The sequence below is a fragment of the Nocardia sp. NPDC056000 genome, assembly GCF_042269265.1.
Lineage (GTDB): Bacteria > Actinomycetota > Actinomycetes > Mycobacteriales > Mycobacteriaceae > Nocardia.
Genome location: NZ_JBHJXS010000003.1, coordinates 493,437 through 519,160, shown reverse-complemented (window position 1 = coordinate 519,160; position 25,724 = coordinate 493,437). Strand labels below are relative to the sequence as shown.

At 66.4% G+C, this 25,724-nt stretch carries 28 protein-coding genes; 9 read left to right on the top strand and 19 right to left on the bottom strand.

Annotation, left to right across the window (positions count from 1 at the left end; genetic code table 11):
- Positions 1–39: 39 nt before the first annotated feature.
- A complete protein-coding gene (locus tag ACFC4D_RS11010; RefSeq protein WP_375952516.1) occupies positions 40–1,314 on the bottom strand; it encodes an SPFH domain-containing protein in 1,275 nt (424 codons plus the stop codon).
- A complete protein-coding gene (locus ACFC4D_RS11005; RefSeq protein WP_364635052.1) occupies positions 1,315–1,746 on the bottom strand; it encodes an NfeD family protein in 432 nt (143 codons plus the stop codon).
- Between the two features lie 129 nt (positions 1,747–1,875).
- Between ACFC4D_RS11005 and ACFC4D_RS11000 the strand changes: the two genes are divergently transcribed.
- The gene (locus ACFC4D_RS11000; protein WP_376062575.1) at positions 1,876–2,703 is read left to right on the top strand and encodes a DUF3097 domain-containing protein; all 828 of its coding nucleotides are present in this window, start codon (positions 1,876–1,878) and stop codon (positions 2,701–2,703) included.
- Positions 2,704–2,705: 2 nt separating this feature from the next.
- Here the strand turns inward: ACFC4D_RS11000 and ACFC4D_RS10995 are convergent, their stop codons facing one another.
- The gene (locus ACFC4D_RS10995; RefSeq protein ID WP_376062574.1) at positions 2,706–3,644 is read right to left on the bottom strand and encodes a fatty acid desaturase family protein; all 939 of its coding nucleotides are present in this window, start codon (positions 3,642–3,644) and stop codon (positions 2,706–2,708) included.
- Between the two features lie 215 nt (positions 3,645–3,859).
- A complete protein-coding gene (locus ACFC4D_RS10990) occupies positions 3,860–4,582 on the bottom strand; it encodes a hypothetical protein (protein ID WP_375952525.1) in 723 nt (240 codons plus the stop codon).
- Between the two features lie 122 nt (positions 4,583–4,704).
- Here ACFC4D_RS10990 and ACFC4D_RS10985 point away from each other — a divergent pair, with 122 nt between their 5' ends.
- Positions 4,705–5,514, top strand: coding sequence for a hypothetical protein (locus ACFC4D_RS10985; RefSeq protein ID WP_376062573.1), 810 nt, complete (start codon positions 4,705–4,707; stop codon positions 5,512–5,514).
- Positions 5,515–5,533: 19 nt separating this feature from the next.
- Here ACFC4D_RS10985 and ACFC4D_RS10980 read toward each other — a convergent pair whose 3' ends face one another.
- Positions 5,534–6,415 carry a hypothetical protein gene (locus ACFC4D_RS10980; RefSeq protein WP_376062572.1) on the bottom strand — a complete coding sequence of 294 codons (882 nt, stop codon included), beginning with the start codon at positions 6,413–6,415 and terminating at the stop codon, positions 5,534–5,536.
- Between the two features lie 161 nt (positions 6,416–6,576).
- Here ACFC4D_RS10980 and ACFC4D_RS10975 point away from each other — a divergent pair, with 161 nt between their 5' ends.
- A complete protein-coding gene (locus ACFC4D_RS10975) occupies positions 6,577–6,963 on the top strand; it encodes a VOC family protein (protein ID WP_376062571.1) in 387 nt (128 codons plus the stop codon).
- Here the strand turns inward: ACFC4D_RS10975 and ACFC4D_RS10970 are convergent.
- Both ACFC4D_RS10970 and ACFC4D_RS10965 read right to left on the bottom strand, forming a co-directional pair.
- Entirely contained in the window at positions 6,960–7,658 is a 699-nt protein-coding gene (locus ACFC4D_RS10970) for a helix-turn-helix domain-containing protein (protein ID WP_376062570.1), read from the bottom strand. The genes ACFC4D_RS10975 and ACFC4D_RS10970 overlap by 4 nt on opposite strands.
- A 152-nt stretch (positions 7,659–7,810) precedes the next feature.
- Positions 7,811–8,302 (bottom strand): pyridoxamine 5'-phosphate oxidase family protein, encoded by a 492-nt coding sequence (locus tag ACFC4D_RS10965; RefSeq protein ID WP_364635072.1) that lies wholly within the window; start codon positions 8,300–8,302, stop codon positions 7,811–7,813.
- Between the two features lie 70 nt (positions 8,303–8,372).
- Here ACFC4D_RS10965 and ACFC4D_RS10960 point away from each other — a divergent pair, with 70 nt between their 5' ends.
- The gene (locus ACFC4D_RS10960; protein WP_376062569.1) at positions 8,373–9,113 is read left to right on the top strand and encodes a trypsin-like serine protease; all 741 of its coding nucleotides are present in this window, start codon (positions 8,373–8,375) and stop codon (positions 9,111–9,113) included.
- A gap of 1 nt (position 9,114) precedes the next feature.
- Here ACFC4D_RS10960 and ACFC4D_RS10955 read toward each other — a convergent pair whose 3' ends face one another.
- Entirely contained in the window at positions 9,115–10,593 is a 1,479-nt protein-coding gene (locus ACFC4D_RS10955) for an FAD-binding oxidoreductase (protein ID WP_376062568.1), read from the bottom strand.
- Between the two features lie 103 nt (positions 10,594–10,696).
- Entirely contained in the window at positions 10,697–11,287 is a 591-nt protein-coding gene (locus ACFC4D_RS10950) for a TetR family transcriptional regulator (RefSeq protein ID WP_364635078.1), read from the bottom strand.
- 126 nt (positions 11,288–11,413) lie between these two features.
- Here ACFC4D_RS10950 and ACFC4D_RS10945 point away from each other — a divergent pair, with 126 nt between their 5' ends.
- Complete coding sequence (locus ACFC4D_RS10945; protein ID WP_376062567.1) at positions 11,414–12,547, top strand: acyl-CoA dehydrogenase family protein; 1,134 nt, start codon at positions 11,414–11,416, stop codon at positions 12,545–12,547.
- Between the two features lie 56 nt (positions 12,548–12,603).
- On the opposite strand, the gene ACFC4D_RS10940 is transcribed toward ACFC4D_RS10945, so the two are convergent.
- The gene (locus ACFC4D_RS10940; protein WP_376062566.1) at positions 12,604–13,908 is read right to left on the bottom strand and encodes a bifunctional o-acetylhomoserine/o-acetylserine sulfhydrylase; all 1,305 of its coding nucleotides are present in this window, start codon (positions 13,906–13,908) and stop codon (positions 12,604–12,606) included.
- Between the two features lie 171 nt (positions 13,909–14,079).
- Between ACFC4D_RS10940 and ACFC4D_RS10935 the strand changes: the two genes are divergently transcribed.
- From ACFC4D_RS10935 to ACFC4D_RS10925, 3 genes are all read left to right on the top strand, one after another.
- On the top strand, positions 14,080–14,442 hold the full coding sequence (locus tag ACFC4D_RS10935; RefSeq protein ID WP_376062565.1) for a VOC family protein: 363 nt from the start codon (positions 14,080–14,082) through the stop codon (positions 14,440–14,442).
- 57 nt (positions 14,443–14,499) lie between these two features.
- The gene (locus ACFC4D_RS10930; protein WP_376062564.1) at positions 14,500–15,540 is read left to right on the top strand and encodes an NAD(P)-dependent alcohol dehydrogenase; all 1,041 of its coding nucleotides are present in this window, start codon (positions 14,500–14,502) and stop codon (positions 15,538–15,540) included.
- Positions 15,541–15,618: 78 nt separating this feature from the next.
- On the top strand, positions 15,619–16,314 hold the full coding sequence (locus ACFC4D_RS10925; RefSeq protein WP_375952552.1) for a hypothetical protein: 696 nt from the start codon (positions 15,619–15,621) through the stop codon (positions 16,312–16,314).
- Here the strand turns inward: ACFC4D_RS10925 and ACFC4D_RS10920 are convergent, their stop codons facing one another.
- The 8 genes from ACFC4D_RS10920 to ACFC4D_RS10885 form a co-directional block, all read right to left on the bottom strand.
- Positions 16,315–16,557: a hypothetical protein gene (locus tag ACFC4D_RS10920; protein WP_375952555.1), complete on the bottom strand. Its 243-nt coding sequence runs from the start codon at positions 16,555–16,557 to the stop codon at positions 16,315–16,317.
- 46 nt (positions 16,558–16,603) lie between these two features.
- The gene (locus tag ACFC4D_RS10915; RefSeq protein ID WP_376062563.1) at positions 16,604–17,116 is read right to left on the bottom strand and encodes a DUF664 domain-containing protein; all 513 of its coding nucleotides are present in this window, start codon (positions 17,114–17,116) and stop codon (positions 16,604–16,606) included.
- Between the two features lie 57 nt (positions 17,117–17,173).
- The gene (locus ACFC4D_RS10910; protein WP_376062720.1) at positions 17,174–18,256 is read right to left on the bottom strand and encodes a ferrochelatase; all 1,083 of its coding nucleotides are present in this window, start codon (positions 18,254–18,256) and stop codon (positions 17,174–17,176) included.
- 24 nt (positions 18,257–18,280) lie between these two features.
- Positions 18,281–19,117: an NADH-dependent enoyl-ACP reductase InhA gene (inhA, locus tag ACFC4D_RS10905; protein WP_376062562.1), complete on the bottom strand. Its 837-nt coding sequence runs from the start codon at positions 19,115–19,117 to the stop codon at positions 18,281–18,283.
- A gap of 70 nt (positions 19,118–19,187) precedes the next feature.
- Positions 19,188–19,907, bottom strand: a complete 720-nt coding sequence (gene fabG1 / locus ACFC4D_RS10900) for a 3-oxoacyl-ACP reductase FabG1 (RefSeq protein ID WP_364635102.1) — start codon at positions 19,905–19,907, stop codon at positions 19,188–19,190.
- A 49-nt stretch (positions 19,908–19,956) separates the two neighbouring features.
- A complete protein-coding gene (locus ACFC4D_RS10895; protein ID WP_364635105.1) occupies positions 19,957–20,961 on the bottom strand; it encodes a VWA domain-containing protein in 1,005 nt (334 codons plus the stop codon).
- Positions 20,958–21,926, bottom strand: a complete 969-nt coding sequence (locus tag ACFC4D_RS10890) for a DUF58 domain-containing protein (RefSeq protein ID WP_364636082.1) — start codon at positions 21,924–21,926, stop codon at positions 20,958–20,960. The genes ACFC4D_RS10895 and ACFC4D_RS10890 overlap by 4 nt, the downstream gene beginning before the upstream one ends.
- A gap of 32 nt (positions 21,927–21,958) precedes the next feature.
- Entirely contained in the window at positions 21,959–23,179 is a 1,221-nt protein-coding gene (locus tag ACFC4D_RS10885) for an AAA family ATPase (RefSeq protein WP_364635108.1), read from the bottom strand.
- A gap of 315 nt (positions 23,180–23,494) precedes the next feature.
- On the opposite strand from ACFC4D_RS10885, the gene ACFC4D_RS10880 reads away from it, so the two are divergent.
- Positions 23,495–23,704: a molybdopterin-binding protein gene (locus ACFC4D_RS10880; protein WP_375952566.1), complete on the top strand. Its 210-nt coding sequence runs from the start codon at positions 23,495–23,497 to the stop codon at positions 23,702–23,704.
- Positions 23,705–23,707: 3 nt separating this feature from the next.
- Here the strand turns inward: ACFC4D_RS10880 and ACFC4D_RS10875 are convergent, their stop codons facing one another.
- Positions 23,708–25,627: a CocE/NonD family hydrolase gene (locus ACFC4D_RS10875; protein WP_376062561.1), complete on the bottom strand. Its 1,920-nt coding sequence runs from the start codon at positions 25,625–25,627 to the stop codon at positions 23,708–23,710.
- Positions 25,628–25,724 lie beyond the last annotated feature (97 nt).

Here is a 25,724-nt window from a genome sequence, read left to right as displayed (position 1 = left end):
CGGTGATCGTGATCACCGAACCTTCGGACGGTCTGCGAGCTAGCGGCCCAGCGGGCGTCCGGGCGGCGGGGGCTGCTGCCAGCGCTGATCACCGGGCGGGTCCTGCCGATATTGCTGCTGCGTCGGCGGATCCGGTTGCTTGGCCTCCGGCTGCTGCTGCGGACGTGCCGGTGGCAGTTGGGTTTCCGCGCGCGGCCGGGGCTGCGGCAGTGCGGACGGGTCCGACGGAGTGCGGGCATCGGCCTCGGCGGCACGGACCGCGCGTTCGGCGGCCGGGTCCGTGGCGGTGCTGAACCAGTCGGCTACCTCGTCGGTGTCGTCCTCGGGGCGTTCGGCGGGTTCGGTGTCCGCGACCGGTTCGTAGCGGAAGGTGCCGTCCTTACCCTCGGTGGCGAAATTGCGGGCGAAACCCTCCAGCGCCTTGCCGAAATCGCTCGGGACCAGCCACACCTTGTTGGCATCGCCCTTGGCGACCTGCGGCAGGGTCTGCATGTACTGGTAGGCCAGCAGTTCGGGGGTGGGTTTGCCGTTCTTGATGGCGGCGAACACCTTCTCGATGGCCTTGGCCTGGCCCTGCGCCTGCAGGTAGGCGGCCGCGCGCTCACCCTGGGCACGCAGGATGCGGGATTGCCGCTCACCCTCCGCGGACAGGATCGATGCCTGTTTGGAGCCTTCGGCCGACAGGATGGACGCCTGCTTCTGGCCCTCGGCGGTCTTGATCGCGGCCTCGCGCTGACCTTCGGCGGTCAGGATGATGGCGCGCTTCTCGCGGTCCGCCTTCATCTGCTTCTCCATCGACTCCTGAATCGAGGGCGGCGGATCGATGGCCTTGAGCTCCACGCGCGATACCCGCAGACCCCAGCGGCCGGTGGCCTCGTCCAGCACCCCGCGCAGCTGATGGTTGATCTGATCGCGGGAGGTCAGCGTCTCTTCCAGGGTCATGCCGCCGACCACGTTGCGCAGCGTGGTGATCGTCAATTGCTCAACGGCCGCAATGTAATTGCTGATCTCGTAGACCGCGGCCTGCGGACTGGTGACCTGGAAGTACACCACCGAATCGATCTGCACGGTCAGGTTGTCCTGGGTGATGACCGGCTGCGGCGGGAACGACACCACCCGCTCGCGCAGATCCACCTTGGCGCGGACCCGGTCCGCGAACGGCACCAGGAATGTCAGCTGACCGGATACGGTGCGCGAATAGCGGCCCAGTCGTTCGATGACGGCGGCCTCGGCCTGCGGCACCAGCGCCACCGACTTGAAGACGACCACCACCACCAATAGGACCAGTACCACGGCGACTATCAGTACAGCCATCTAAGGCCCCTTCCACACGACGACATGAGCGCCGTCGATCCTCATGATGTAGACGGTCGTGCCCTCGGGATAGTGCTCCTGCGGATCGAACGCGCGAGCGCTCCACACCTCACCGTCGAGTTTCACCCGGCCGCCATGCTCGTCGACCGCTTCCAGCACGCGTGCGGTCTTACCCGGCAGCGCGTCCACACCGGTGGGCGTGGGCGGCGGAGTCGCGTAGCGGCGCAACAGAAGTGGGCGAACCAGAAATATGAGTGCGATCGCGGCGATACCGAAGACCACCGCGTCCACCACCAGCGGAGCGCCGGTCACACCCGCCACACCCGCTGTGATCACCGCGGCACTGCCCAGCATGAGCAGCGTCAGATCACCCGTGAGCATCTCCGCCGCCGCGAGGAGTAGCCCCGCGACCAGCCAAACGATTGCGGCCACGACAACCACAGTAATCCTTCTCGCGCGGGGCTGCGCAAGATCGCCCGCGCCGGCCCCCGAATCGCTACTCGGATCGAAAACGCGCGTCGGAGCGGGGAGTTTCCCGGCGCACCCGGTACCTTCGATGCGGTGAACGGGCGTGACATCTACAGCGGCGACATCTTCTCCGGGCATGCGCGAACCCGAAAGCGCGAGATACCGAAGGTGATCGCCGAACGCGATCTCGTCGCCGAGGACGCCGCCAGCGGATTCTGCGGCGCCGTAATCGGATTCGAGCGGACCTATGACGGGGACTTCGTCAAACTCGACGACGGGCGCGGGCGGGTGCGGTTGTTCGCGTTGCGCGAGGCGGCATTTCTGATCGACGGGGAACCCGTCACGCTGGTGCGGCCGACCGCCACCGCACCCAAACAGCCCACGCGCTCGGCCTCGGGTTCCACTCGCGTCGAAGGCGCTCGCGCCCGGGTGGCCAGGGCCAGTCGCATCTGGGTGGAAGGCGTGCACGACGCGGCGCTGGTCGAACGCGTGTGGGGGCATGACCTGCGCATCGAGGGCGTGGTGGTCGAACAGCTCGAAGGTTTGGATCATCTCGGCGCGCGGCTCGCCGAATTCCGGCCCGGGCCCGGGAGTCGCGTGGGGGTGCTGGTCGATCACCTGGTCACCGGGTCCAAGGAGACCGGGCTCACCCAGGGGCTCGGACCGCATGTCATGGTGACCGGGCATCCGTATATCGATGTGTGGCAGGCGGTTCGGCCGTCCGTGGTCGGGATCGACGCCTGGCCGGAGGTTCCGCGCGGTGAGGATTGGAAGACCGGCATCTGTCAGCGGCTGCGCTGGGGTACGCCGCAGGAGGGGTGGCGGCGGGTCTACAACGCGGTCAATTCCTATCGCGATCTGGAGACGCCGCTCATCGGGGCGGTGGAACGGCTCATCGATTTCGTCACCGAGCCGGAATAGCGTCAGCGGCGAACCGATTGCGACGCAGTCGAATCGGGTTGGTCCAGCTTGATCGGCCCGCGCAGTTGGCGTGCCGCTGCCGGACCCCAGCCGAGATCGTACTTGCCGCCGCTCCGATCGAACTTCTCCCGCAGCTCGTACCAGCGCAGGCCCGGATGACGGTGGTGCACGCCGTGCAGATTGAAGCTGAGGGCGAAGCGTTCCAAGGTGCGAGGCAGGCGCAGATTCAACGCCTCCAGCGGGGCGTCGAGATCGGTGCCGTAGTGATAGGCGTTGTCGGACAGGGAAACAATCATCGCCCGGCCACCCAGCGCGGCCAGCAGCATCCACCCGTGCCTGCCGTAGGCGACGAACGCGGCGGGGAACAGGATCGCGATCGCCGCCGCATCGGTGCGGAACTGCCCGATAAGTCTCGCCTGCGCGATTCGCTCGAACAGCAACCCCGCCACCGAATCCGGTGCGTCCACGCGGCGACCGAATAGCCGAATCGCACGCGCGGGCAATACCGCCAACGGCACCGCGGCGACCTCCAGCACGTACAGCCCGCCGAACAGACGCAGGTAGTACCCGGGCGCGAACCGGATCCAACTCGACGTGGCCGGGTCGTAGACCTCGGCGCGTTCCCGCGTGCGACTGAACCGATGATGCAGCAGATGCCCGGTCTTCAACATCGCGAACGGCGATCCGTACAACACCGCCAACCCGCGCCCGCACAGATCATTTCGCCGCCGATCGGTGAGCAGCGTGCCGTGAATCGCCTCGTGGATCAGTGACCAGAACGGCGTGGTCCCCAGCACCCCGGCGACCAGCACCCACCCCCACCGCGCATCATGCGGTAGCAGCGTCAACGGCAGCACCACCATCTGGAAGACTCCGAAAGCGAACGCGCCCCCGACCAACCATCCGTTGATCGCCCGCGCAGGCGAAACCCGCGATCCCACGACCCGTTCCCGAGTACGCACACCGGCCATTGCCCCGCCCTCGTTCTACTCCGAAGCGCCTTCCCGTTCATCGTGCCACCACCGCAAAACATCGGCAGACCTCGAAATATGCTGTAGACCAACAGCACTCGATCCCGTCACCAATTGGCGAACCCCCGTTCACCTGGGGGCGTCGGACGGGTCGTTCGAGCCATCGGAGTGCGCGCCGACGGCGCTCAGTCGACGTTGAAGTCCAGATTCACCGGGCGGTCCGGGAATTCGTCGTCGTTGAGGAGTTCGGTGGCGGTGGCGGCGATATCGGGACCTACGGGTTCGAGGTCCATATCGCTGAGGCGGGCCTCGCCGGAGCCTTCCAGGAGTAGGCCGAAGGCTATGTACTGGGCGGTGTCGGGGACGTCGGTCACCACGTGGTGCTGGGTCCAGCGGGTGGTGCCGCGAATGCGGCGGTCCTCCATATTGTCGAAGCGGAGGATTTCGCCCTTGCCGCCGTTGACTCGGATCCACAGGGCGACAGCGGAAGTGGCGGGGGCGGCGGTTTTGACGTAGGCGGACAGGCGAATGCGTTTGCCTCGGTACTGTTCGGCCTTGATCATCTGCATCAGGGTGCCGAAGCCGGTGGCGTCGGGGCGGGAGCGGACATAACCGGCGGGGCTGTGCCGACCGCGCACCGTGCGGTCGATGCCGATTTCGTATTTGCCCGGATCACTTTCGCTCAGTACCCATCCCGTGAGGAGCTTGCCCTCCGAGGACGCGAAACCGGGCAGCGCCTTGGCTTCCAGGAACGTCTTGGTGGTTTCGATGCGCACGCGTTGCGTCTCCGCCACCAGTTTGCGGGTTTCGGCGGCGCTGCGCTCGCGCGTGGTGAGGTAGGTGGCCAGGGCTACACACAATCCTCCGAAGAGGGAGGCGACCAAGCCGAGCACTATGGAACCGTTCATCTCCCCGGCCTTCGATCGTCGAACATCGCTGCCCATTGTCCCGAAGGCGGGCGAATCGTGCCGTCGAACGGTTGATCGATTTCCCCCCTGAACCATAGTTCCCGGCCAGTTATCCTCTAAGGATGAGTACCCCGAGCGCGACGCTGACGGTCTGGGCAGGCTCTTGGCTTGCCGGCCGCAGCGCCCCTGACGATGTGCTGGATGCACTGCGCGCCTGGGCGCCCCGCCAAACCGTTGCCGCCGGGGACCCCGTCACCGGCGGCCACACCGGATTACCGTGGGCCGCCGACGAGTCCTCCGAGCCCGCGGGCGCCGGGATCATGGTGCTGCTCAAACTGATTCGCGAGGCATCGACCGGTCCGCAGGCCCAGGTGCGCCTGGTACTCCCCGTCCCCGGCGATGTGCGCGGCGTCCCGGTCGGCACCGAATTCGCCGCCGCCGCAACCGAAGCGGGCGAGGGCCTGTTCGTCGGCGCGCCCGGCAGCGACGGCACCGGCCTGGTCCCGATCTGGACCGACGACGACACGTTGCAGTGGCGCGTCTACTCCACCCCCATCCCCTACGCCATCGAACCCGATATGCCCCTCGGCGAAGCCGAATACGCCATGCGCCAAGCCGTCCGCGACGCCGCCGACGCCCTCCAGCAACTGCACACCACCACCGTCGACTCCAACGGCCCCAGCCCCCGAGACCTCATCGAAGACGAACTCGCAGCCCTCTCCCAACACCAATACCCCGACTCCCTCCCCCTGCGCGCCCGCCGCATCCTCGACACCGCCGACCAGGTAGCCGCCATCCTCACCGTCGCCGAACGAGCCCCCGCCTCCGCCCCCACCTCAGCCACCGCCATAGCCGCCCAGGAAACCCTCCTCCGCCCCCTCTGGAACGCCATCCGCTCCGCCCGCCTAGCCGCAATCCACGCCCGCGACTAGGCAATCGCCAGCGAAACCCTCACTCCGCGAAGATGTCCCCGGCCTTCGACACCTCGAAGGCCCGGTCGAACCACGTCTGTAGCGCAGCGAGATCCGCAGATGCCAGGACTTGTGCGCGGATTTCAGCCGGAACATCCAATCCGCGCTTCACCAGCACCCCGAGCACGGCCTTTCGCAATTCTTCGATCCGGCCCTCGTCACGACCTTCATTGCGCAGTCGCTGCGAGGTCTCCGAGCGGAAGAAGGACAGGTCCACAGCCATCAGTTGCCTCCAGATATCTCCTGCGGGTGACGCTCCCAACCCGAGTTCGGTAAGTTCGGCGAAGACGCTCGCGGTGACCCCATCGATAGTCTTCAACGCGGCCGCCAACACTGCCAGTATCCCATCAACCTGCGGATTCCGAGCGTGCGTGACCGCCGAGAACATCGCCAGGGGTATGTCGCGAGTCGCGATTGCCAAGTCGGTCACGATCGGCACGTTGTGCGGCCCCAACACCATTGGCCGCAGGATCAACGCGGCCCAGATGCGCGGCCCCATGATGAAGTTTCGATCCGCCCATGCAGCCGTCTCGCCGTCCTGACAAACGACCAGCAGGACGCACGGAAGACTGTACTTGGACTGTAGGTATGCGAGGTAATAGGTCCACGCATAAGGCTTTTCGTCACTGCGTCGGCCCTGCGACTCGACCACCAGCAGGTAACTGCCGTCGGCTGCGGTATCGATTTGCAGGACCGTATCCGGTCGACGCTCGAGCGGCTTGTGCTCGGTCAGGTCCGTCGACAGCAGAGCTACCGCAACCGGGTCCGGAATCGGTAGCCCGAGCACTCGGAAGGCGCGTGCGAACACTCCTGGATCTTCCTGGAAGATGCGATGCATCACCTCGTGTTGGGATGTGACCATGCCACCGGACGCTAGGACGATATTCGCAAGGATGTTCGATTTCGGGCGAGAATCCGCCGGTCCCACGGTGTGGTGGGCGGCTCGCCAGGGAGTGTGGCGGGGACATGCCGGTGTCCGATTTGTTCAAGACGGGGTGGGGTGGGCGGGCTTACGGTTCGGGTATGACTTTTCAGATTGATCTTGTGGGAATTGTTGTTGCGGATATGGGGGCTGCCGTGGGGTTTTATCGGCGGCTCGGGGTGGAGTTCGGGGAGGGGGCGGAAGGGGAGCCGCATGTGGAGGCCGCGCTTGGGGGTGGGGTTCGGTTGGCGTTGGATACCGAGGGGACGATTCTTTCGTTTCATCCCGAGTGGAAGGGGGGAACCGGGCGGATGGGGTTGGCTTGCCGGTGTGAATCGGCGGCGGAGGTTGACGCTAAATTCGAGGAATTGGTGGGTGCGGGGTATCGGGGGGAGTTGAAGCCGTTCGATGCGTTTTGGGGGCAGCGGTATGCGACCGTGCTCGATCCGGATGGGAATGGCGTGGATTTGTATGCGGCGCTGGGTTAGCGGGCGAGTAATTCGGTGAGGGGCATTCCCGCGAGATCACGGATTTCGCGGGAGAGGTGGGATTGGTCGGAATAGCCTGTGCGGAAGGCTGTTTCCGCGAGTGGGGTGCCCGCGCGGGCCAGGGCCAGGGCGCGTTGCATGCGCAGGATTCGGGTGAGGGTTTTGGGGCCGTAGCCGAAGGCCGCCAGGGAGAGACGGTGCAGGCGGCGGGGGCCGAGGCCGAGATCGGCGGCGAGGTCCGCGATCGTGGTCGCGCCGGAGCGCAGTTCCGTCACGATACGGGGAACGATCGGGTCGACGGGGGCCGTATCGGCGGCTCGCCATTCGGCTATCGCCTCGAGACCGGCGGTCGATGAGGGCGCGGATTCCAGGAGTGCCAGGGCGCGACGGGACTGCGCGGGGGTCCACAGGTCGGAGAGATCCGGGCGGCCATCGCGGAGTTCATTGGCGGGGACGCCCAGCAGTGCGGGCGCCGCTCCGGGAGCGAAGCGAATGCCCGCGATTCGGGCGGTGGGGCCTATGGTCGGGTGGTACGCCCGGGTGTCCGGGCCCGCCACCGTCAGGCGGCCGTTCATCCAGAGCAGATCCATACAGCCGTCCGGGAGAACCGGGGCGGTGGTATCGACGGTGATATCGCGTACCCACACGGTCGCACCCGGGATGCGCGAGGGACGCTCCCGATAGCCAAGGGGCACACCGCTATCCGGTTCTTCCGGCGAATCGCCAGTTCGCGGGGCACGAGAACCGTTGAAACACACGTTGTTCGGCAGTTCGTGCGTGAATGCAGTTCGCGCACAATTGCACTCACTGCAATCTTGCATAGCCTGCCGCCGCGGTGTCGTGTTCATCAGTGCTTTCGGACGACCCGCTCCGGCTGACCGGGCTTCCATACGGTGACATCCATATGCCCGTCACCGACTTCCACCGAGGACGCGCCCGTCAGATCGGCGGCATAGAAGTGGTCGAAGTCGCGCCCGCGTAGATCGAAGCCCGATTCGGCATAGAGTGCCTCGGCCCAGCGCTGATGCAGGGCGGGATCATGCACATCACGCACCGTGCCGAACAGCTTCGCATCACCGTCGGCGACATGGGTGTCGACGGTGGCGGTGTGCAGGCAGAAGCGCGGATCGCGTTCCAGATCCTTGAATTTCGTGGTGTCGGGCATGCCCACGAGCCATAGTTCGCCCTCGAAGAGCGCGGGTTCCAGCGGGCTGATGCGCGGGAAGCCATCCGAGCGCAGGGTGGCGAGCATGCACAATTTGCCGGTGGCGGCGTGACGACGGGTGAAGATCTCGGCGATCCGCGGCGCTGCCTCGGCGAACTCATTCCAAGACGTCATACGGCCGACGATACTCAGCCGCACCGACAGCTCACAGCCCACGCGGAGCACGGCTCGGTACAGTGCGGGAGTGTCACTCCCCCGCCGTATCGCGGCATTGACCACGGTGTTCCTCGGGTGCACCACCGCGCTGCCCGCCGGCGCGGTGATCGGCGGCGCGCAGGTCGATACGGGTGCGTATCCCTGGCTGGTCGCGGTGGGCAGTCCGATATTCTTCGATCGGCCGTCCGGCCAGTTCTGCGGCGGCGCGCTCATCGCACCGGATCAGGTGCTGACCGCCGCGCACTGTGTGCCGCTGGCGGCATTGCTCCCCGAAGCGCTGACGGTGACCTTCGATCGCACCGACCTCGGCTCGGGTACAGGATTCACGGTGAGCGTCGTAGCGGTGCGCGTGCATCCGAACTTCCGGCAGGACACCGTCGACGGGGTCGACGTCTACCACGACGACATCGCGATCCTCACCCTGAAACACGCGCAGACGCGGCCGCCCATCCAAATCGCCGCACCTCAGGGCACCTCGGCCACGGTCCTCGGCTGGGGCGCGACCTCGGACGGCGATACCTCGAACACCCGATTGCGTGCCGCCACCGTGCCCATGGTCGAGGACGCGGACTGCGCTCGCGCGTATCCGGGCGCGTTCGATGCCCGGGAAATGGTGTGCGCCGGATCAACCCGGGCCGATACCGGCGAATACGACAGCGGCGGGCCACTACTCATCGACGGCAAACTGGTCGGCCTCACCTCATGGGGTCGGGGTGCCGCGCAGCCCGGATACCCCGGCGTCTACACGCGACTGCCCGCGCCGTTCTGAATCAGCACTTGGTCACCGACTGGTCGAAGGCGAAAACGTTGTGCGGATCGTACTTCTGGGCGGTCCGCCGCAACCGTGGCGCGTTCCCGCCGTAATAGGCATCCGCCCAGTTCCCCAGATCCTGATCGATGTAGTTGACGTACGCGGTATTGCCGGTGAGATCGCCGAGCGCGTCCCGCACCTCACCCACCCCGGCACGGGCGTCCGGCGTGGTCGCGCCGACATAGATCTGCGCGGTGGCCAGCGCCTCGCGATGCGGGAACGCGGTGTCCGCGACGCCGATTCGGCTCGCCGCCCCACCCAGGCTGTCGAGCAGGATGTCCATACCCGTGCGGCCGGTCAGCAGCGCGGTGAGCTTGCCGGGATCCGATAGCGGCCCGGTGAGCACCCGCGAGGACGCCATGAACGATTCACGTCCGAGGACTCCCGCGCCATTCCAGGACGGATGGCATTGCTCCGCCGTGTAATTCGCGCAGCCGCCGAAATACATCATCGCGGATAGATAGTCCTTGGATAGCGAGTACCGATTCGACGGCTGACATCCGGTCGCCGCGATCAATTTGTCGACCAGCGTGTTCAAATCGCTCTCGGAGCCGACATAGCAGCCGTTGATGCGACAGGTCGGCGGATTTCCGGCGGACACTCCGAGGGTGGACCAGAATTCATCCGGCGCGGATTGCGTAAATGACTGCCAGCCACCCATCACCTCGGTGAAAGCACCTGCCGGGAATCGCAATTGGAAGACCGCCAATTGCGGAGCCGCCACGGTCCGGAAGGTGAATGAGGTGACGACTCCCAGGTTTCCGCCGCCACCCCCGCGTAGCGCCCAATACAACTCCGGTTCCGATTCCGCGGACGCCGTGCGCAGCACCCCGTCCGCGGTGACCACCTGCGCCGAAAGCAGCGAGTCACAGGTCAATCCGTACTTGCCGGTGAGCACGCCCAATCCCCCGCCGAGCGTGAGCCCGGCGATCCCGACCGTCGGACACGATCCGCCCGGCAGGCAGCGCCCGGCCCGCGCCAGACCCGAGTACACATCCATCAGTCGTGCGCCCGCGCCGATCACCGCCGTGCCGTCGGCGGCGACCTGCACCGAATTCATCGGCCCCACATCGGCGATCAGCCCGCCGTCCGGGGTGGAGTAACCCGCATAGCTGTGCCCGCCACTGCGCGCGGCGATCCGCACATCGGATTCGGCGGCGACGGCGACGCACCGCTGTACATCGGAGACATTCGCACAGCGCGCGATGGCCGCCGGTTTCCGATCATCGAAGCGCGGGTTGTACGCCAGCTTCGCGCTCGCGTAATCCGTGTCGGCGGGCAATATCAACGCGCCCGCCAGCGCCTGCCGCAGGGCATTCCAATCCACCTGTCCGGCAGCCGATTCCGGCATACAGCCGGACAGCGCCCCCAGATCCACGACCGACAACGCTACTCCGAGCGCGGCCGCACGCAGCACAGACCGACGATTCATCGCCATGGCGATGTCCTCCCCCGAGGCCGCGCCCGGCGGTGCGCCGAGCGCTGATTCAGAACGTCCCTACGACCGGTATATCGCGGCCGTCAAGCGTCCCGTTTCGACCTCAGGTCAGTAAATCGTCGGCAATCCGCGCCCATTCGGCGAGAACCTGCTTGCGGCGCAAGCGATCTCGCCCCACCATCTCGTCGAGGGTGGCGCCGCGCACCAGGTTGATGGTCAGCCAGAACGCCGATTCCAGTCGCGCCCTGGGGACTTCGATGCGCGCACCGCACGCGTCGAGCAACTCCACGGTCAGGTCGTGCTGTACGCGCAACATATTGCGCCGCAGCTCTTTCTCATTGGCGATGCCGACATACAGTTCGACGGCCGCCTTGCCGAGCTTGCCCGCGAATGGCGCGGTCACCAACTCGACCAGGATCTCCCCCGGCGATGCTCCCGGCGTACGCGCCTTGCGCTGCAACGCTTCCCGCTGCCGCTGCGTCAGATGTTCGATGGTCTGGGCGAACAATTCCTGCCGGGTGTGGAAGTGGTGCAGCTGCGCGCCCCGGGTCACGCCCGCCCGCGCGGTGATATCGGCGATCGACGCGCTGGCGTACCCCACCTCGGCGAGGCTGTCGATGGCAGCGTCGAGCAGCAGCGCCCGCGTGCGCAGGCTCTTCTCCTGATGCTTGTTCGGGGGCAGGGCGGATACCACCGCGTCAGTCTAGCCAACCCTCGAAATTGCGTGCTGCCTTGCACGCAATTGGATGCTGGTCGTAATGTGCAGGCTGATGCCGGTGGCGTACGCGCCGCCGTCCGGACCCCTCGGAGAATGGAAGCCATGCCCGTCGACCGCCTGCTCCCCACGCCCGAAGCCCGCGACCTCATCGAGCTGACCCGCGATATCGCGGACAAGGTGCTCGAGCCGATCGCCGCGCAGTACGAGAAGCAGGAGCGGTACCCGGACGAAGCGTTCCGCGCGCTCGGGCAGGCCGGGCTGCTGAGCCTGCCGTACCCGGAGGAGTTCGGCGGTGGCGGGCAGCCCTACGAGGTGTACCTGCAGGTACTCGAGGAGCTGGGCGCGCGCTGGGCGGCGGTCGCGGTGGCGGTGAGCGTGCACAGCCTGTCCTGCCATCCGCTGTTCGTGTACGGCACCGACGAGCAGAAACAGCGCTGGCTCCCGGATATGTTGTCCGGCAATCTGATCGGCGCGTACAGCCTGTCCGAGGCGCATGCCGGTTCCGATGCCGCCGCACTGCGCTGCCGCGCCACCGAAACCGACGGCGGCTACCGCATCACCGGCAGCAAAGCCTGGATCACCAACGGCGGCAAGGCCGATTACTACACGCTGTTCGCCCGCACCGGCGAAGGCTCGCGCGGCATCTCCAGTTTCCTGGTCCCCGCCGACACCCCCGGCCTGTCCTTCGGCAAGCCCGAGGAGAAGATGGGCCTGCGCGCCGTCCCCACCACGACCGCGGCCTACGACGACGCCTTCCTCCCCGCCGACCGCCTCATCGGCGACCCCGGCCAGGGCCTGTCGATCGCGTTCAGCGCCTTGGATTCCGGCCGCCTCGGCATCGCCGCCGTCGCCACCGGCATCGCCCAGCGCGCCCTCGACGACGCCATCGCCTACGCCAAGGACCGAGAAGCCTTCGGCCGCCCCATCATCGACCATCAGGGTCTGGGCTTCGTCCTGGCCGATATGGCCGCCGCCGTCGACTCCGCCCGCGCCACCTACCTCGACGCCGCCCGCCGCCGCGACGCCGGCCTCCCCTACTCCCGCCAGGCCAGCGTCGCCAAACTCATCGCCACCGACGCCGCCATGAAGGTCACCACCGACGCCGTCCAGGTCTTCGGCGGCTACGGCTACACCCAGGACTTCCCCGTCGAGCGCTACATGCGCGAAGCCAAAATCACCCAGATCTTCGAGGGCACCAACCAGATCCAACGCCTGGTCATCGCCCGCAGCCTGTAGAAAACGGCCGCTCGGCACCTCCCCTGTTCGAGGAAGTGCCGAGCGGTGTCGAGAGGTCAGGAGGCGGCGGCGAAGCCCGCGCGGAGGTCGGCGAGGATGTCGCCGATGCCTTCGATGCCCACGGCCAGGCGGATGAGGCCGGGGGTTACGCCCGCTGCGAGCTGTTCTTCCGGGGTCAGTTGGGAGTGGGTGGTGGAGGCGGGGTGGATTACCAGGGAGCGGACGTCGCCGATGTTGGCTACATGGCTGTGCAGGGTGAGGGCTTCCACGAAGCGTTTGCCCGCGTCTACGCCGCCGGTGAGTTCGAAGCCGATGATGGCGCCTACGCCCTTGGGGGCCAATTGCTTTCCGCGGTCGTACCACGGGGAGGAGGGCAGGCCCGCGTAGGAGACGGTGGTGACTTCATCTCGGCCGGTGAGGAATTCGGCTACCGCCTGGGCGTTGGCGACGTGACGTTCGAGGCGCAGGCTGAGGGTTTCCAGGCCCTGGCTGATCAGGAAGGCGTTGAAGGGGGAGATGGAGGAGCCCAGGTCGCGGAGGAGTTGGACGCGGGCTTTGAGGGCGTAGGCGGGTGCGCCGAGGTCGGCGTAGACGACGCCGTGGTAGCTCGGGTCGGGTTCGGTGAAGCCGGGGAAACGGCCCGAGCGCCAGTCGAAGGTGCCGCCGTCGACGATCACGCCGCCGATGGCGGTGCCGTGCCCGCCCAGGTATTTGGTGGCTGAGTGCACGACGATATCGGCACCGTGCGCGAACGGCTGGATCAGGTACGGGGTGGCGACGGTGTTGTCGACGATGACCGGAATGCCGGAACCGTGCGCGACCTCGGCGATGCCGGGAATGTCGAGAATGTGGTTCTGCGGGTTGGAGATGGTCTCACCGTAGAAAGCCTTGGTGTTCGGGCGAATCGCCGCCCGCCACTGCTCGAGGTCGTCGGGATCCTCGACGAAACTCACCTCGATGCCGAGCTTGGGCAGCGTGTACCGGAACAGGTTGTAGGTGCCGCCGTACAGTCGCGGACTCGACACGATGTGATCACCGGCCCCCGCGATATTCAGAATCGCGAAGGTCTCCGCCGCCTGCCCGGAGGCCAGCAGCAGCGCCGCCACACCGCCCTCGAGCGCGGCGACCCGCTGCTCGACCGCGTCCTGCGTCGGATTCATGATGCGGGTGTAGATGTTCCCCGGTTCGGCCAGCCCGAACAGCGCGGCCGCGTGCGCGGTATCGCGGAACGTGTACGAGGTGGTCTGATAGATCGGCAGGGCCCGGGCGCTGGTCGCGCCGTCGGGCGTCTGCCCGATATGGACCTGCTTGGTCTCGAAACTCCAGTTGGCGGTCGGATCTTCAGGCAGCTCGGTCGTCATACCCGGTGAAGCTACGACCCCGCCACCTGCGAAGACGACAGTTCCGCTCGCCGTGAATACAACACTGTCCGCCCGCGCGTCCGCAACGATGAACACCTCATCCCGCCGCCCACCGATGAAATTCCCTCCCCCACCCGGTCCACTCTTCGACACCGTGGACAGGAGCGAACGATGGACCTCTTCACCATCATGTGCGTGCGCGACCGAACCGAGTCCGTCCGCTGGTACGAAATCTTCTTCGGCCGCCCACCCGACCGCACGGTCGGTCTCGAATCCCTCTGGCAGGTCGGCGAGAACGCCTGGATCGTCGTCGACGACCGCGAGGTCCGCGCGAAACGAGTCGGCGGTGCGATGGTCACCCTCTCCGTCACCGACCTCGACATCACCCTCGCCCGCCTGACCGCCCACGACATCCCGCACGGCCTCCTCGAAACCTACGGCAACGGCGTCCGCCACGTCGAAGTCCTGGACCCGGACGGCAATAGCCTCTCCCTCGCCGAACCACCGGCCGCCCCCAACTATGCTCGGGAATAGCGCAACCCTGAACGGATCATCACGCCCGCGGATAGTCACTCGGAAGAGGAGGACCGCATGAAGGCCGTGCAGTACCGAACAGTCGGATCAGCGCCGGAGGTCGTGACCCTGCCCGATCCGGAACCGGGGCCAGGTCAGATCCTGCTGCGGATGACCGCCGCCGGGGTCTGCCACTCCGATATCGCGATCATGAGCCTGCCCGCCGAGGCCATCCAATTCCCGCTGCCGCTGACCCTCGGTCACGAGGGCGCGGGCACCGTGGCCGCGCTCGGCGCGGGCGTCAAGGGCGTCGAGATCGGTGCGGCGATGGCGGTCTACGGCCCCTGGGGTTGCGGTGCGTGCGCCAAATGCGCTGTCGGAAAAGAGAATTACTGTCTGCGAGCCCGGGAGCTGAAGATCTTCCCACCGGGCCTCGGCGCACCCGGCGCGATCGCCGAATACATGATCGTCGACGATATCCGGCATCTGGTGCCGCTGGGCGACCTCGATCCCGTCCGCAATGTGGCCCTGACCGATGCGGGCCTGACCCCCTATCACGCGATCAAACGCTCCCTGCCCAAGCTGGTGCCCGGCAGTACGACCGTGGTGCTCGGTGCGGGCGGCCTGGGCCACGTGGCGATCCAGCTATTGCGCGCGATGTCCGCGACCAGGGTGATCGCCCTCGACGTATCCGACGATAAGCTCGAGCTCGCCCGGCAGGTCGGCGCGCACGAGGCGCTCCTATCGGATTCCACTGCGGTAGAACACATTCGAACCCTGACCGGCGGCCGCGGCGCGGAATTGGTGCTCGATTTCGTCGGCGCGCCCGCGACCGCCGATATCGCCACCGGCGCCGCCGCGATCGAATCCGACATCACGCTGGTCGGTCTGGGCGCGGGCCGAGTCTCGGTCGGCTTCGGCTCCCTCCCCTATGAGACGACCGTGACCTCCCCGTACTGGGGCACCCGCGCCGAACTCATCGAGGTGCTCGATATAGCCCGCGCCGGTGATGTCGAAGTCCACGTCGAAACCTTCGCCATGGACGACGCCCCACTGGCATATGAGCGCCTGCACGACGGAAAGATCAACGGCCGCGCCGTTATCCTCCCCAATGGCTGACCCGCGCGCGACGCATCGGAGACGCCATTCGTTGGGTCGTTGCGCGGCGCGCGCGAATCCCCGGGTGATACTGCTGCGGTGACCAGCAGCTCGGAGAACACCAGTCCCGATGATCAGGTCCCCGCGTGGGCGCGGCGGACGGCCGGGGAATCGCGGTGGCTGGCCACCGCGGCGATGGTCGGGTTCCTGGTGTTGCAGGCCGTTATGCCGGATTGGTTGCGGCTGGGAGAGTGGTGGACGGTGCCGTCCATCGGTTTCGTGCTGCTGTTGATTCTGTTCGCGGCCAGCCCGTTCCGGATCGATCGCGAGGAAGTATGGCTGCGGCGGGTGGGGCTGTGCCTGATGGGGCTGCTCGCGTTCGCCATGGTGTGGGCGGTGGTGAATCTGGTGCGCGGGTTGATCGACGGGCAGGTGAGCAATAACGCGGCCGGGCTGCTCGGTTCGGGTGTGGCGGTGTGGCTGTCGAATTTTCTGGTGTTCGCGCTCTGGTATTGGGAATTGGATCGCGGCGGCCCCGCGGCCCGGGCGCACGCACGCAAGCCGTATCCGGATTTCCTGTTCGTGCAGATGCAGAATCCGGAACTGGCGGACCCCGATTGGGAGCCGCAGTTCCTGGATTACCTGTATCTGTCGTTCACCAATGCGACCGCGTTCAGCCCCACCGATGTGATGCCGATGTCGCGATGGGCGAAACTGACCATGATGGTGCAGTCCGGGATCTCACTGATCACCGTGAGCCTGGTCATCGCCCGCGCGGTGAACGTCCTGAAATAGCTACCGGTTGATCCACATATCGAGCACCACCATGACCACGGCGATCACGACCAGGATCACCGCAAGCGACATGGACTGCCCGATGGTCATGCAGATGCCGGCGGCCAGGAACAGGCTGAGCACCGGCGCCCAGACGAAGTAGTCGGGTGCGCCCAGCGCACGCTTCTTGGTCGCCGTCCCACGGGAGTTACCGGCACCGACACCTCGGTCACGCTCTACGCGACCACCATTAGCCCTGTCCACCTGCGACACAATACATTTGACCGGGCCCGTGCGGGCGGTGAGGGTCTCAGCCCCGGCGCAACAGGACACCGCGGACAAACGCGGCCTGGCCGGAGTGCTGAATATCGTCATCGACGACGCTGATGAGCCGCACGCCCAAAGTGACCGGCGGATTCCACCGGGTGTCGACAATGCGCGGCAGATCGGCATCGACCAGCCCCGAGACATAGCCGATGGTCTGATCGTGCACGGCGTCGTAGTACCCGAGCAGCAAATCCGCCGAGATACCGGACAATTGCGCTACATCGGCGGAATCATGACCGTAACCCGTTGCGGCGTCATCGAAGACGAGATCGAATCGCTTGGCCCACCCCTGCGCGGTCCAGACCTGCTCCAGGCCCGCCACATCGGCGATATGGTCGTCCTGCACCCGGGTGAGATGCCAGATGAGCCAGGCGATGGAGTTCGCACCGGCCTCCACCTGCTCGGACAGCTGCGCATCGGTCAAGCCCGCGACCGCGCCGTGCACATTCTCCTTGACCCGGCCGAAGGCGTCGACCAGCAAATCAGCACTTGTCATGCCTGCATCCAAGCATTCCGCGCGCGGAGAAATTCCCCGATCGCGCAGGACGCGCCGCTATCGCTGCGGGCGCGCGGGCAACTCGCAACAGCCCGGGAGACAGGGCATTCCATTGCGGGTGCAGCCCAGGCTGGGCATATCGCTCAACTTGACCGGTTCGGCACCGGTGAGCCGCTCCTCGACGAGATCGACCACCATGCGGGCGAAACGCGCATCCGCACCCGCGGTTCCGGCGCGCGCGAACGCCATATCCAGTTCGGCCGCACGCTGTTTCGCCTCATTGTCGAGATCCCAGATGACCTCGAGATGATCGGAGACGAACCCGATCGGGCACACCACGACCGCCCGCACCTCTTGTGCCGCAAGCGCATCCAGGTGATCGACGATATCGGGCTCCAGCCACGGCACCTGCGGCGGTCCGGACCGGGACTGCCAGACCACGTCGTACTCACCGAAACCCGTTGCGGTGGCGGCTAGTCGAGCGGCCTCGGCGATCTGACGGCTGTACAGCCCCTGCTCCCCCGGCGGACCGGAGGCGATATCGGCAGAGACCGGAATCGAATGCGCGGTGAAGACCAGCCGGGCCTCGGCACGCCGCTCGGCGGGCAACGATTCCACGGCCGCGCGAATCCCGTCCGCCACCGATTCGATGAACAGCGGATGATCGAAATACTGTCGCAGCTTCACCAATTCGGGCGCGTTCAGCACATCGGCGCGCGCCCGGGCGATGTCCTCGTGATACTGCAGGCAGCCGGAGTAGCCACCCCACGCCGAGGTGGGAAACACCAGGGCGGAACGGATTCCGTCCACCCGCATCCCCTCGACGGTGTCCTCCACCATCGGATGCCAATTGCGATTGCCGAAGTACACCGGCACATCGATTCCGCGCGAAGCGAATTCGGCCTCGACCGCCTTGATGATGTCGAGATTCAAGGCATTGATCGGCGAGACCCCGCCGAAGTGCAGATAGTGTTCGGCGACTTCGGCGAGGCGTTCGGGCGGTACGCCCCGGCCCCGGGTGACGTTCTCCAGGAACGGCATCACGTCTTCGGGGCGCTCGGGGCCGCCGAAGGACAGCAGCAGCAGTGCGTCCACTTCATCAGTAGCGGGTTCCCCGGCATCGATGCCGGGATTCTGCACTACCACCGCCGTAATCTCCTTCAGCTAGTTGTTGAAACCGTCGGCCGGGAACCAGGTGTTATGGCTGGCCCCGCCGTCGACATAGATGATCGATCCGGTGGTGCCCGGCAGCCAATCGGACAGCAGGGTCACCACGGACTTGGCCACCACCGTCGGGTCGTCGACATCCCAGCCGATCGGGGAAGCGCCGTCCCAGTAGGTGTTCAGCATGTTCAGCTGCTTGGCGTCATCGGTGGCGGTGCCCGCGATGGCCTTGGCGGCGAGGGTCTTGATCGGACCCGCGGCGACCAGGTTGGAGCGAATCCGCTTGGCCTCGCCCACCTCTCGCGCCACGTACCGGTTCACCGACTCCAGCGCGGCCTTGGCCACACCCATCCAGTTGTAGTACGGCATGGCGGTGCGCGGATCGAAGTCCATGCCCACGATGGAGCCGCCCTCGTTCATGGCGGGGAGCACGGCGCGCGCCAGCGAGGCGTAGCTCCAGGCCGAGATCTCGAACGCCTTGGCGGCATCCGGGCCCGGACCCTCCAGGAACGGCTTGGCTTCGGGACCCATCAGGGTGCGCGGGGCGAAGGCGATGGAGTGCAGGACGCCGTCCACACCCTCGGGCGCGAGCTCGGCCAGCTTCCCGGCCAACTCGCCCAGGTTCTCCTCATTGGTGACATCGAGCGCGATGGCCGGGGGAACCTCCGTCGGCAGGCGCTTGGCGATCCGGTCGATCAGCCGCAGCCGCTCCGGAATACCGGTGATGATCACCTTGGCGCCCTGCTCCTGCGCGACCGCGGCCGCGTGGAAAGCGATGGACGAATCGGTGATGATGCCCGTGATCAGAACGGTCTTGCCTGCAAGCAATCCACTCATGGGTTAGTTGGTTCTCCTCGTTGAAAGTACTGGTGGCCTGTGCGATCGGAGTCCGGCTGAGCCGAAAGGCTCAGTGGCCCATGCCCATTCCGCCGTCGACGGGGATGATGGCCCCGGAGATGTAGGACGCGTCGTCGGAGGCCAGGAAGCTGATCGCCGCGGCGACATCCTCGGCCTGGCCGATGCGACCGGCGGGGATGAATTCCAGTGCCTTCTCCCGCATCTCGGGAGTCATGTCCTCACGGGTCATATCGGTGTCGATGAGGCCGGGTGCGACCACGTTCGCGGTGATATTGCGCTTGCCGACCTCACGGGTGATGGCGCGCGCCATACCGACCAGACCGGCCTTGGCCGCGGCGTAGTTGACCTGGCCGGGCGCGCCGACCTGGCCGACGACCGAGCCCAGGAAGATGACCCGGCCCCAGCGGCCCTTGAGCATATTGCGGTTGGCGCGCTGGGCAACTCGCCACGCACCGGTGAGGTTGGCGTCGATGACCTTGGTGAAGGAGTCCTCGCTCATCCGCATGAAGAGCGTGTTGTCCACGATGCCCGCATTGGCGACGATGACCTCGACCGGACCCTGGTGCGCCTCGACCTCGGCGAACGCGCGATCCACCGACTCCGCATCGGTGACATCGCATTTCACGCCGAAGAGACCTTCGGGCACACCCGAACCGCGATGCGTGACGGCGACCTTGTGACCGTCGGCGAGCAGACGCTGTGCCACCGCGAGACCGATTCCGCGGTTGCCGCCGGTCACCAGTACCGACCGGGATGTGATGTTCGACATAGAGGGAAACCTATCTGTTCGTGTTCGGGACTCGGCGCGCGGTACCGATTTACGGCAGACGCTGACGATAGAGCAGTGCGGTCACCACACCGGCGGCGGTCACCAGCAGACCGAATATCAGCCAGGGCCTGCTCGCATCACCCATCGTCATCTCGTACCCGATTTGCTGTTCCAGAGTGTCGTAGACGGCGTTCAATTCTTCCAGGCTGGAGGCGGTGTAGAAGTCACCGCCGGACAACTTGGCGATCTCGCGCAGTGAATCGTCATCAACCGGAACCCGTACCCGCTGTGAGCCTTTGCCGTCCTGATCCGGAATCTCGACGGTGCCCCACGTCGTACCGAACGAAATGGTCGACACCGGAACGCCTTTCTCCTTCGCCAGACGCGCGGCGGTGAAGCCGTGGCGGGGATTGTCGACGTCCTTGTCGTCCGGGACGGTCTGCTTACCGTCGGACATCAGCACGATGCGCGCGGGCGGCGGGGTTTCCGCGCCGCCGAGCACCGAGGCGAGCGTATCGATCGATTGCAGCGCGGTGAGAATGCCTTCACCGGTGGCGGTGCGCTCGGCCAGCTTCATATTGTCGATGGCGGCCTTGACCGCCTGCCGATTGGTCGTCGGCGACATCTGCACCGACGCGGTACCGGCGAAGGTGACCAGGCCCAGATTGATACCGGGGGTCAGACCGTCCGCGAATTCCTTGGCCGCCTTCTTGGCCACCTGAATTCGGCTCGGCGGCACATCGGTGGCCTCCATCGACAGCGATACGTCGATCACCAGAATCACGGTCGCCCGGTTGCGCGCCACCTTCTTGGCGGCGGTCGGACCGGCGGCGGCGAAGGTGAGCAGCATCAATCCGACCAGCAGCAGCGCGATCGGAACATGCCGGAACCAGCCCGGCCGGCTCGGCGCGACCTTCTCCAGCATCTCCATATTGGAGAAACGCAGGACGTGTCTGCGCCTGCGCTGCTGCACCAGCACATACACAAGCGCCATGATCGCGACCACGGCGAGGAAACCCAGCCACCAGGTGTGGGTGAAATTCGAAAGACTCACTGTCGTGGCACCCGCCCGGCATTCGAGGCGCCGAAGGTATGGCGCCGGGTGGACACGAATCGGACCACATCGGTGATCCAATCCCGGTCGGTACGCAATTCCATCACCGGCGCACCACAACTGCGCAATGCCAGCTCCACCTGTTCGCGGTGGCGCTGCGCGGCATTGGCGTAATCGGCGCGCAGGGTGGGGGTCACACTGAATTCGCGAGTGCGGCCGGTCTCCGGATCGTGCAGCACCACATCACCGAGATCGGGCAGCTCGATATCGCGCGGATCGAGCACCTCGACCGCGAGTAGATCGTGGCGGCCGGAAATGGCGCGCAGCGAACGCTGCCAATCGATATCGCCGAGGAAATCCGAGATGACCACGGCCAGACCGCGTTTGCGCTGCGGACGGCGCAGCGATTCGATCGCGCCCTGTAGATCGCCGCGCACACCGTCGCGGGCGTGCGGGGTGGTGGCGATCTTGCGCAGCATGGCCGTCGCGTGCACGCGACCGCTGCGGGCCGGAATGCGAATCAGCTGTTCGCCATTGGCGATGACCGCGCCGATCCGATTACCGCCGCCACTGGTCAGATGGGTGACCGCGGCCGCGGCCGCCACCGCCAGATCACGCTTCTCGCACAGCGCGGTGCCGAAGTCGAGACTGGCGGACAGGTCCACCACCAGCCAGGTCTCCAGTTCGCGGTCCGCGATGGTCTGGCGCACATGCGCGTGCGTGGTGCGGGCGGTGACCGACCAATCCATCTGGCGCACATCATCACCCGGCTGATACATGCGCGCATCGCCGGCGTCCGAACCCGGGCCGGGGATGAGGCCGAGGTGATCACCGTGCAGGACGCCGTCCAGGCGGCGGCGCACGGTGAGTTCGAGGGTCTTCAACGCCGCCGCCAGACGCGGGTCTGTCAGCTCACCCTGCCGGAATGAGGGCGGGGCGTGTGAGGAACCACTGGGATTTGAGATCGTCACGGGCGCAACCGAATCCGGGCCTCGCCTCACTTGGGCTGGGGCTGGCCGGGAATCCCGGGCACCTGACCGTTAGGGGCCTGCGGAATCCCCTGCGGCGGCTGCGGAATGCCCTGCTGACCCTGCGGCGGCTGCGGGATCCCGGGCGCACCCTGCGGACCCATGACCGGCGGCGCGGCGGGCATCGGCGCGGGCTGCCCACCCGGGGCGACGGCCTGCGGGGCGACCTGCGGCAGGCCCACGGTCTGCAGTACGCGCTTGATCACGTCATCGGGCGAAACCTCGTCGGCCAGTGCGTCGTACGAGAGCACCAGGCGGTGCCGCAGCACATCCGGGATCACCTCGACCACATCTTGCGGGACCACGTAATCGCGACCGCGAATGAGCGCCACGGCGCGCGCGGCGGCGATGATGCCCAGGCTGGCACGCGGCGAAGCACCGTAGGAGATCCACCCGGCCACATCGTGCATACCGAAATCGGCGGGCTTACGGGTGGCGGCGATGACCCGGACCACGTAATCGACCAGAGCGTGGTGCACGAAGGTATTGGCGGCGACCTTCTGCAGGCGCACCAGCTCGTCCGGATCGAGCACCGGCTTGGCCTCGGGCGGGGTGACGCCCATCCGGTAGATGATCTCGCGCTCCTCCTCGACGGAGGGGTAATCCACGACCACCTTGAACAGGAAGCGGTCGCGCTGCGCCTCGGGCAGCGGGTACACGCCTTCGCTCTCGATGGGGTTCTGAGTCGCCATGACCAGGAACGGGTTAGGCATCGGGTAGGTCTTGCCGCCGATGGACACGTGCCGCTCGGCCATGACCTCGAGCAGCGCCGACTGCACCTTGGCGGGCGCGCGGTTGATCTCGTCGGCGAGCACGAAGTTCGCCACGACCGGGCCGAGTTCGGTATCGAACTCCTCGCGGCCCTGCCGGTAGATGCGGGTACCGACGAGGTCGGTGGGCACCAGGTCCGGGGTGAACTGCACGCGGGAGAAGCTGCCGCCCACCACCTTTGCGAAGGTCTCCACGGCCAGGGTCTTGGCGATACCGGGCACACCCTCGAGCAGCACGTGACCGCGCGCGAGCACACCTACCAGCAGCCGTTCGACCAGCCGATCCTGACCGACGATCACCCGTTTGACTTCGTAGATCGCCTTTTCCAGGGTCTGGACATCGCGCTCGAGGGTGTTCGGCGGCGGCGCGTCCTTCACCGTACTTACCCCGCTCACACCATCAGTCGAAGTCACCAACATCCCCGCTTTCGCTTTGGTCCAGTGCGTTGCCGCACCAACTATTCCAGGTATCCGGCGCGTTCGCCGCACCCGGTTGGGTCAAATGCCGATGTCGCGGCGCGGGCGGATCGGCGCATTCGTCCGATCATCGCCCGTTCACGCCGATGACCTGGCTATTCTCTCTCGAAACTGAGAATTTCCAGGGAACTTCGATGCTCCGGGTATTCGCATTCCGCGCCGACTTCGCGCACCTGTACCCGGCGCGCCGGGCCGGGCGGCCTGGAATCGGATCGCACCTCCCACAGCGAACAGCGGGTGCTCCGTACACTCCGGCGCATGCGACTGAGTACCCGAAATCAGCTCGATGGCACTGTCATTTCGATTACCCGCGGTGAGGCGATGGCCGTTGTGCGCATTCGACTCAATGGCGGGGATGAGATCACCTCATCGATCACCCGCGATGCCGTGGATGATCTCGGTCTGGCCGACGGCACCGCGGTGAAGGTGCTGATCAAGTCGACCGAGGTCACCCTCGGAATCGAATAGGGTTCACAGGCCGGGGCGACCCTGGATCGGGAGATTGACGAAACTGGGGTCGGCCGGGTCCAACAGGATGTGCTGGGGGCGGTAACCGCTGTCGCGAGCCGTTACCCCGATCGGCAGGGCGCGCGGGATGCTCGCGGCATAGATATCGATGCGCAGCCGATGACCCGGCTGGATGACGGCGTCGGTGGCGAGCAGGCCGATATCGAGAGTGGTTGGCACGCCGGGGGTTTGCGGATCGCGGGCGGTGACGTCCAGCGGGTGGTACGCCTCGATATAGTCCCCGTTCGCGCTGCGGGAGCTGCGTTGCGGGTCCACCGCGCGCAGGGCGGCGGTGAGCTGACCGCTGGAGATGACCGTCGAGGTGCCGTCGGGAGCGACATCGTTGACCGAGACGTCCCAGAAACCGTCGGTGGCGTCCAGGAGCGTGTTCAGGTGCAGGTTCATCTGCCCGGATAGCGCGGTCGGCGATTCGGCGGCGGGGGTGGTGAAGGTGAGCGCCTCGGCTTCGGCGAAACGCGAATCCCATTCACACCCCGAACCCAGGATCAGGGCCAGGCCCGCGGTGCCCTCGGAGGCTTGCCGTGAGCACAGACCGCGCACACCGGGCGCGACCGTCAGCTGTGCGGCGGCGTTCGGAGGTGCGCTGCTCAGGCTGCCGTCCGCGAGTGCGTGCGGTGCGGTTCCGCTGGAATCGGCGGTGAGATAACGGCGTTCGTAGTTCACTCCCCCGCGCGGGAACGTGTCGGCGGTCGTCCAGCCGCCGCCCTGCTGGAAGAGCGTGACAGGGCCGTAGCCGTCGATGCCGTTGTCGATTCCCTTGAGCCATTTGTCGAACCACGCGCGCTGCAAAGCGGGGACCGCCGGGGGTCCGGCCGGTGTGCCGAAATCGGCGGTGGCGGTGACGTGATAGCCATTGCCCATGACGAGCTGCTTCTGACCCGGCGGCAAGGGAATCGCGTTGTAGATGCGGGGCTCGCTGTAGGCGAAGATATCGTGCCAGCCGCCGATCACGAAGGTGGGCACGGTGATCTGCGTCGGATCGGATTGCCGTTCGCGATACCACTGGCTGTACCCCGCGAGATCGACCGTGGCCGGAGGCAGACTGGACAGATCCGAGACGGTCAGCGCGTCGAAGAGTTGCGGCAGCATGGTCGCCGGATCCGACAGTCGATCCGACAGCCACTTCGCGTCGAATCGCCCCTGTAGCAACGCCTGTAGATCGGGCAGCCATTTGGTGCCGTTGACAATGCTCAGCCACATGGGCATGAATCCGATGCCGATCGCGCCGCCGGTGCCGACGATATCGCGGAACAGATCCGAGCCCGGAATGATCGGCAGGATCGCTTTGAGCGCGGGCGGGCGATGCGCGGCCGCCTGCACCGCGGTGATGCCGAGGTAGGACGCTCCGGTCATGCCGATTCGCCCGTCCGAGAAGGGCTGGCGCGCAGCCCAATCGATGACCTCGAGGGTGTCGGCCTGTTCGCGCGGGCCGAGCACGTCCCATACGCCCTCGGAGAATCCGGTGCCGCGCACATCGGCGACCACCTCGACATAGCCGCTGCGCACCAGCTCCGGCGTGATGCCCATCTGACCGGCCATCGCGCCCTTGGATTCGGCGCTCAGATCGCTCATCAATTTGGTGTACGGGGTCATGGTGACGATGGTGGGGAACGGTGTCTCGATCGCGCGGCCCTGATCGTCCGCGGGCCGATACACATTGGCCTTCAACACGATTCCGTCGCTCATGGTGACCGGAACATCGTGGTCGACGGTCATTCCGGGATAGGTGAGCTGCTGGGAATCCGCCGCCCAGCCCGGTGCGCTCACTCCGCCGGGATCATCGGCGTGCGTGGGCGGTGCGAATGCCGCGACCACCGCGATGGATACAGCGCCGATCAGGATTCGCCAGTGCGGAGCAGCCACGTCGTACCACCAGAACTTCCAAAGTTGTTGTGCGTCACACCGTTACCTCCGGTGTGACGCGGACAACCCTGACACAGCTTTACTTCAAAGTAAAGCA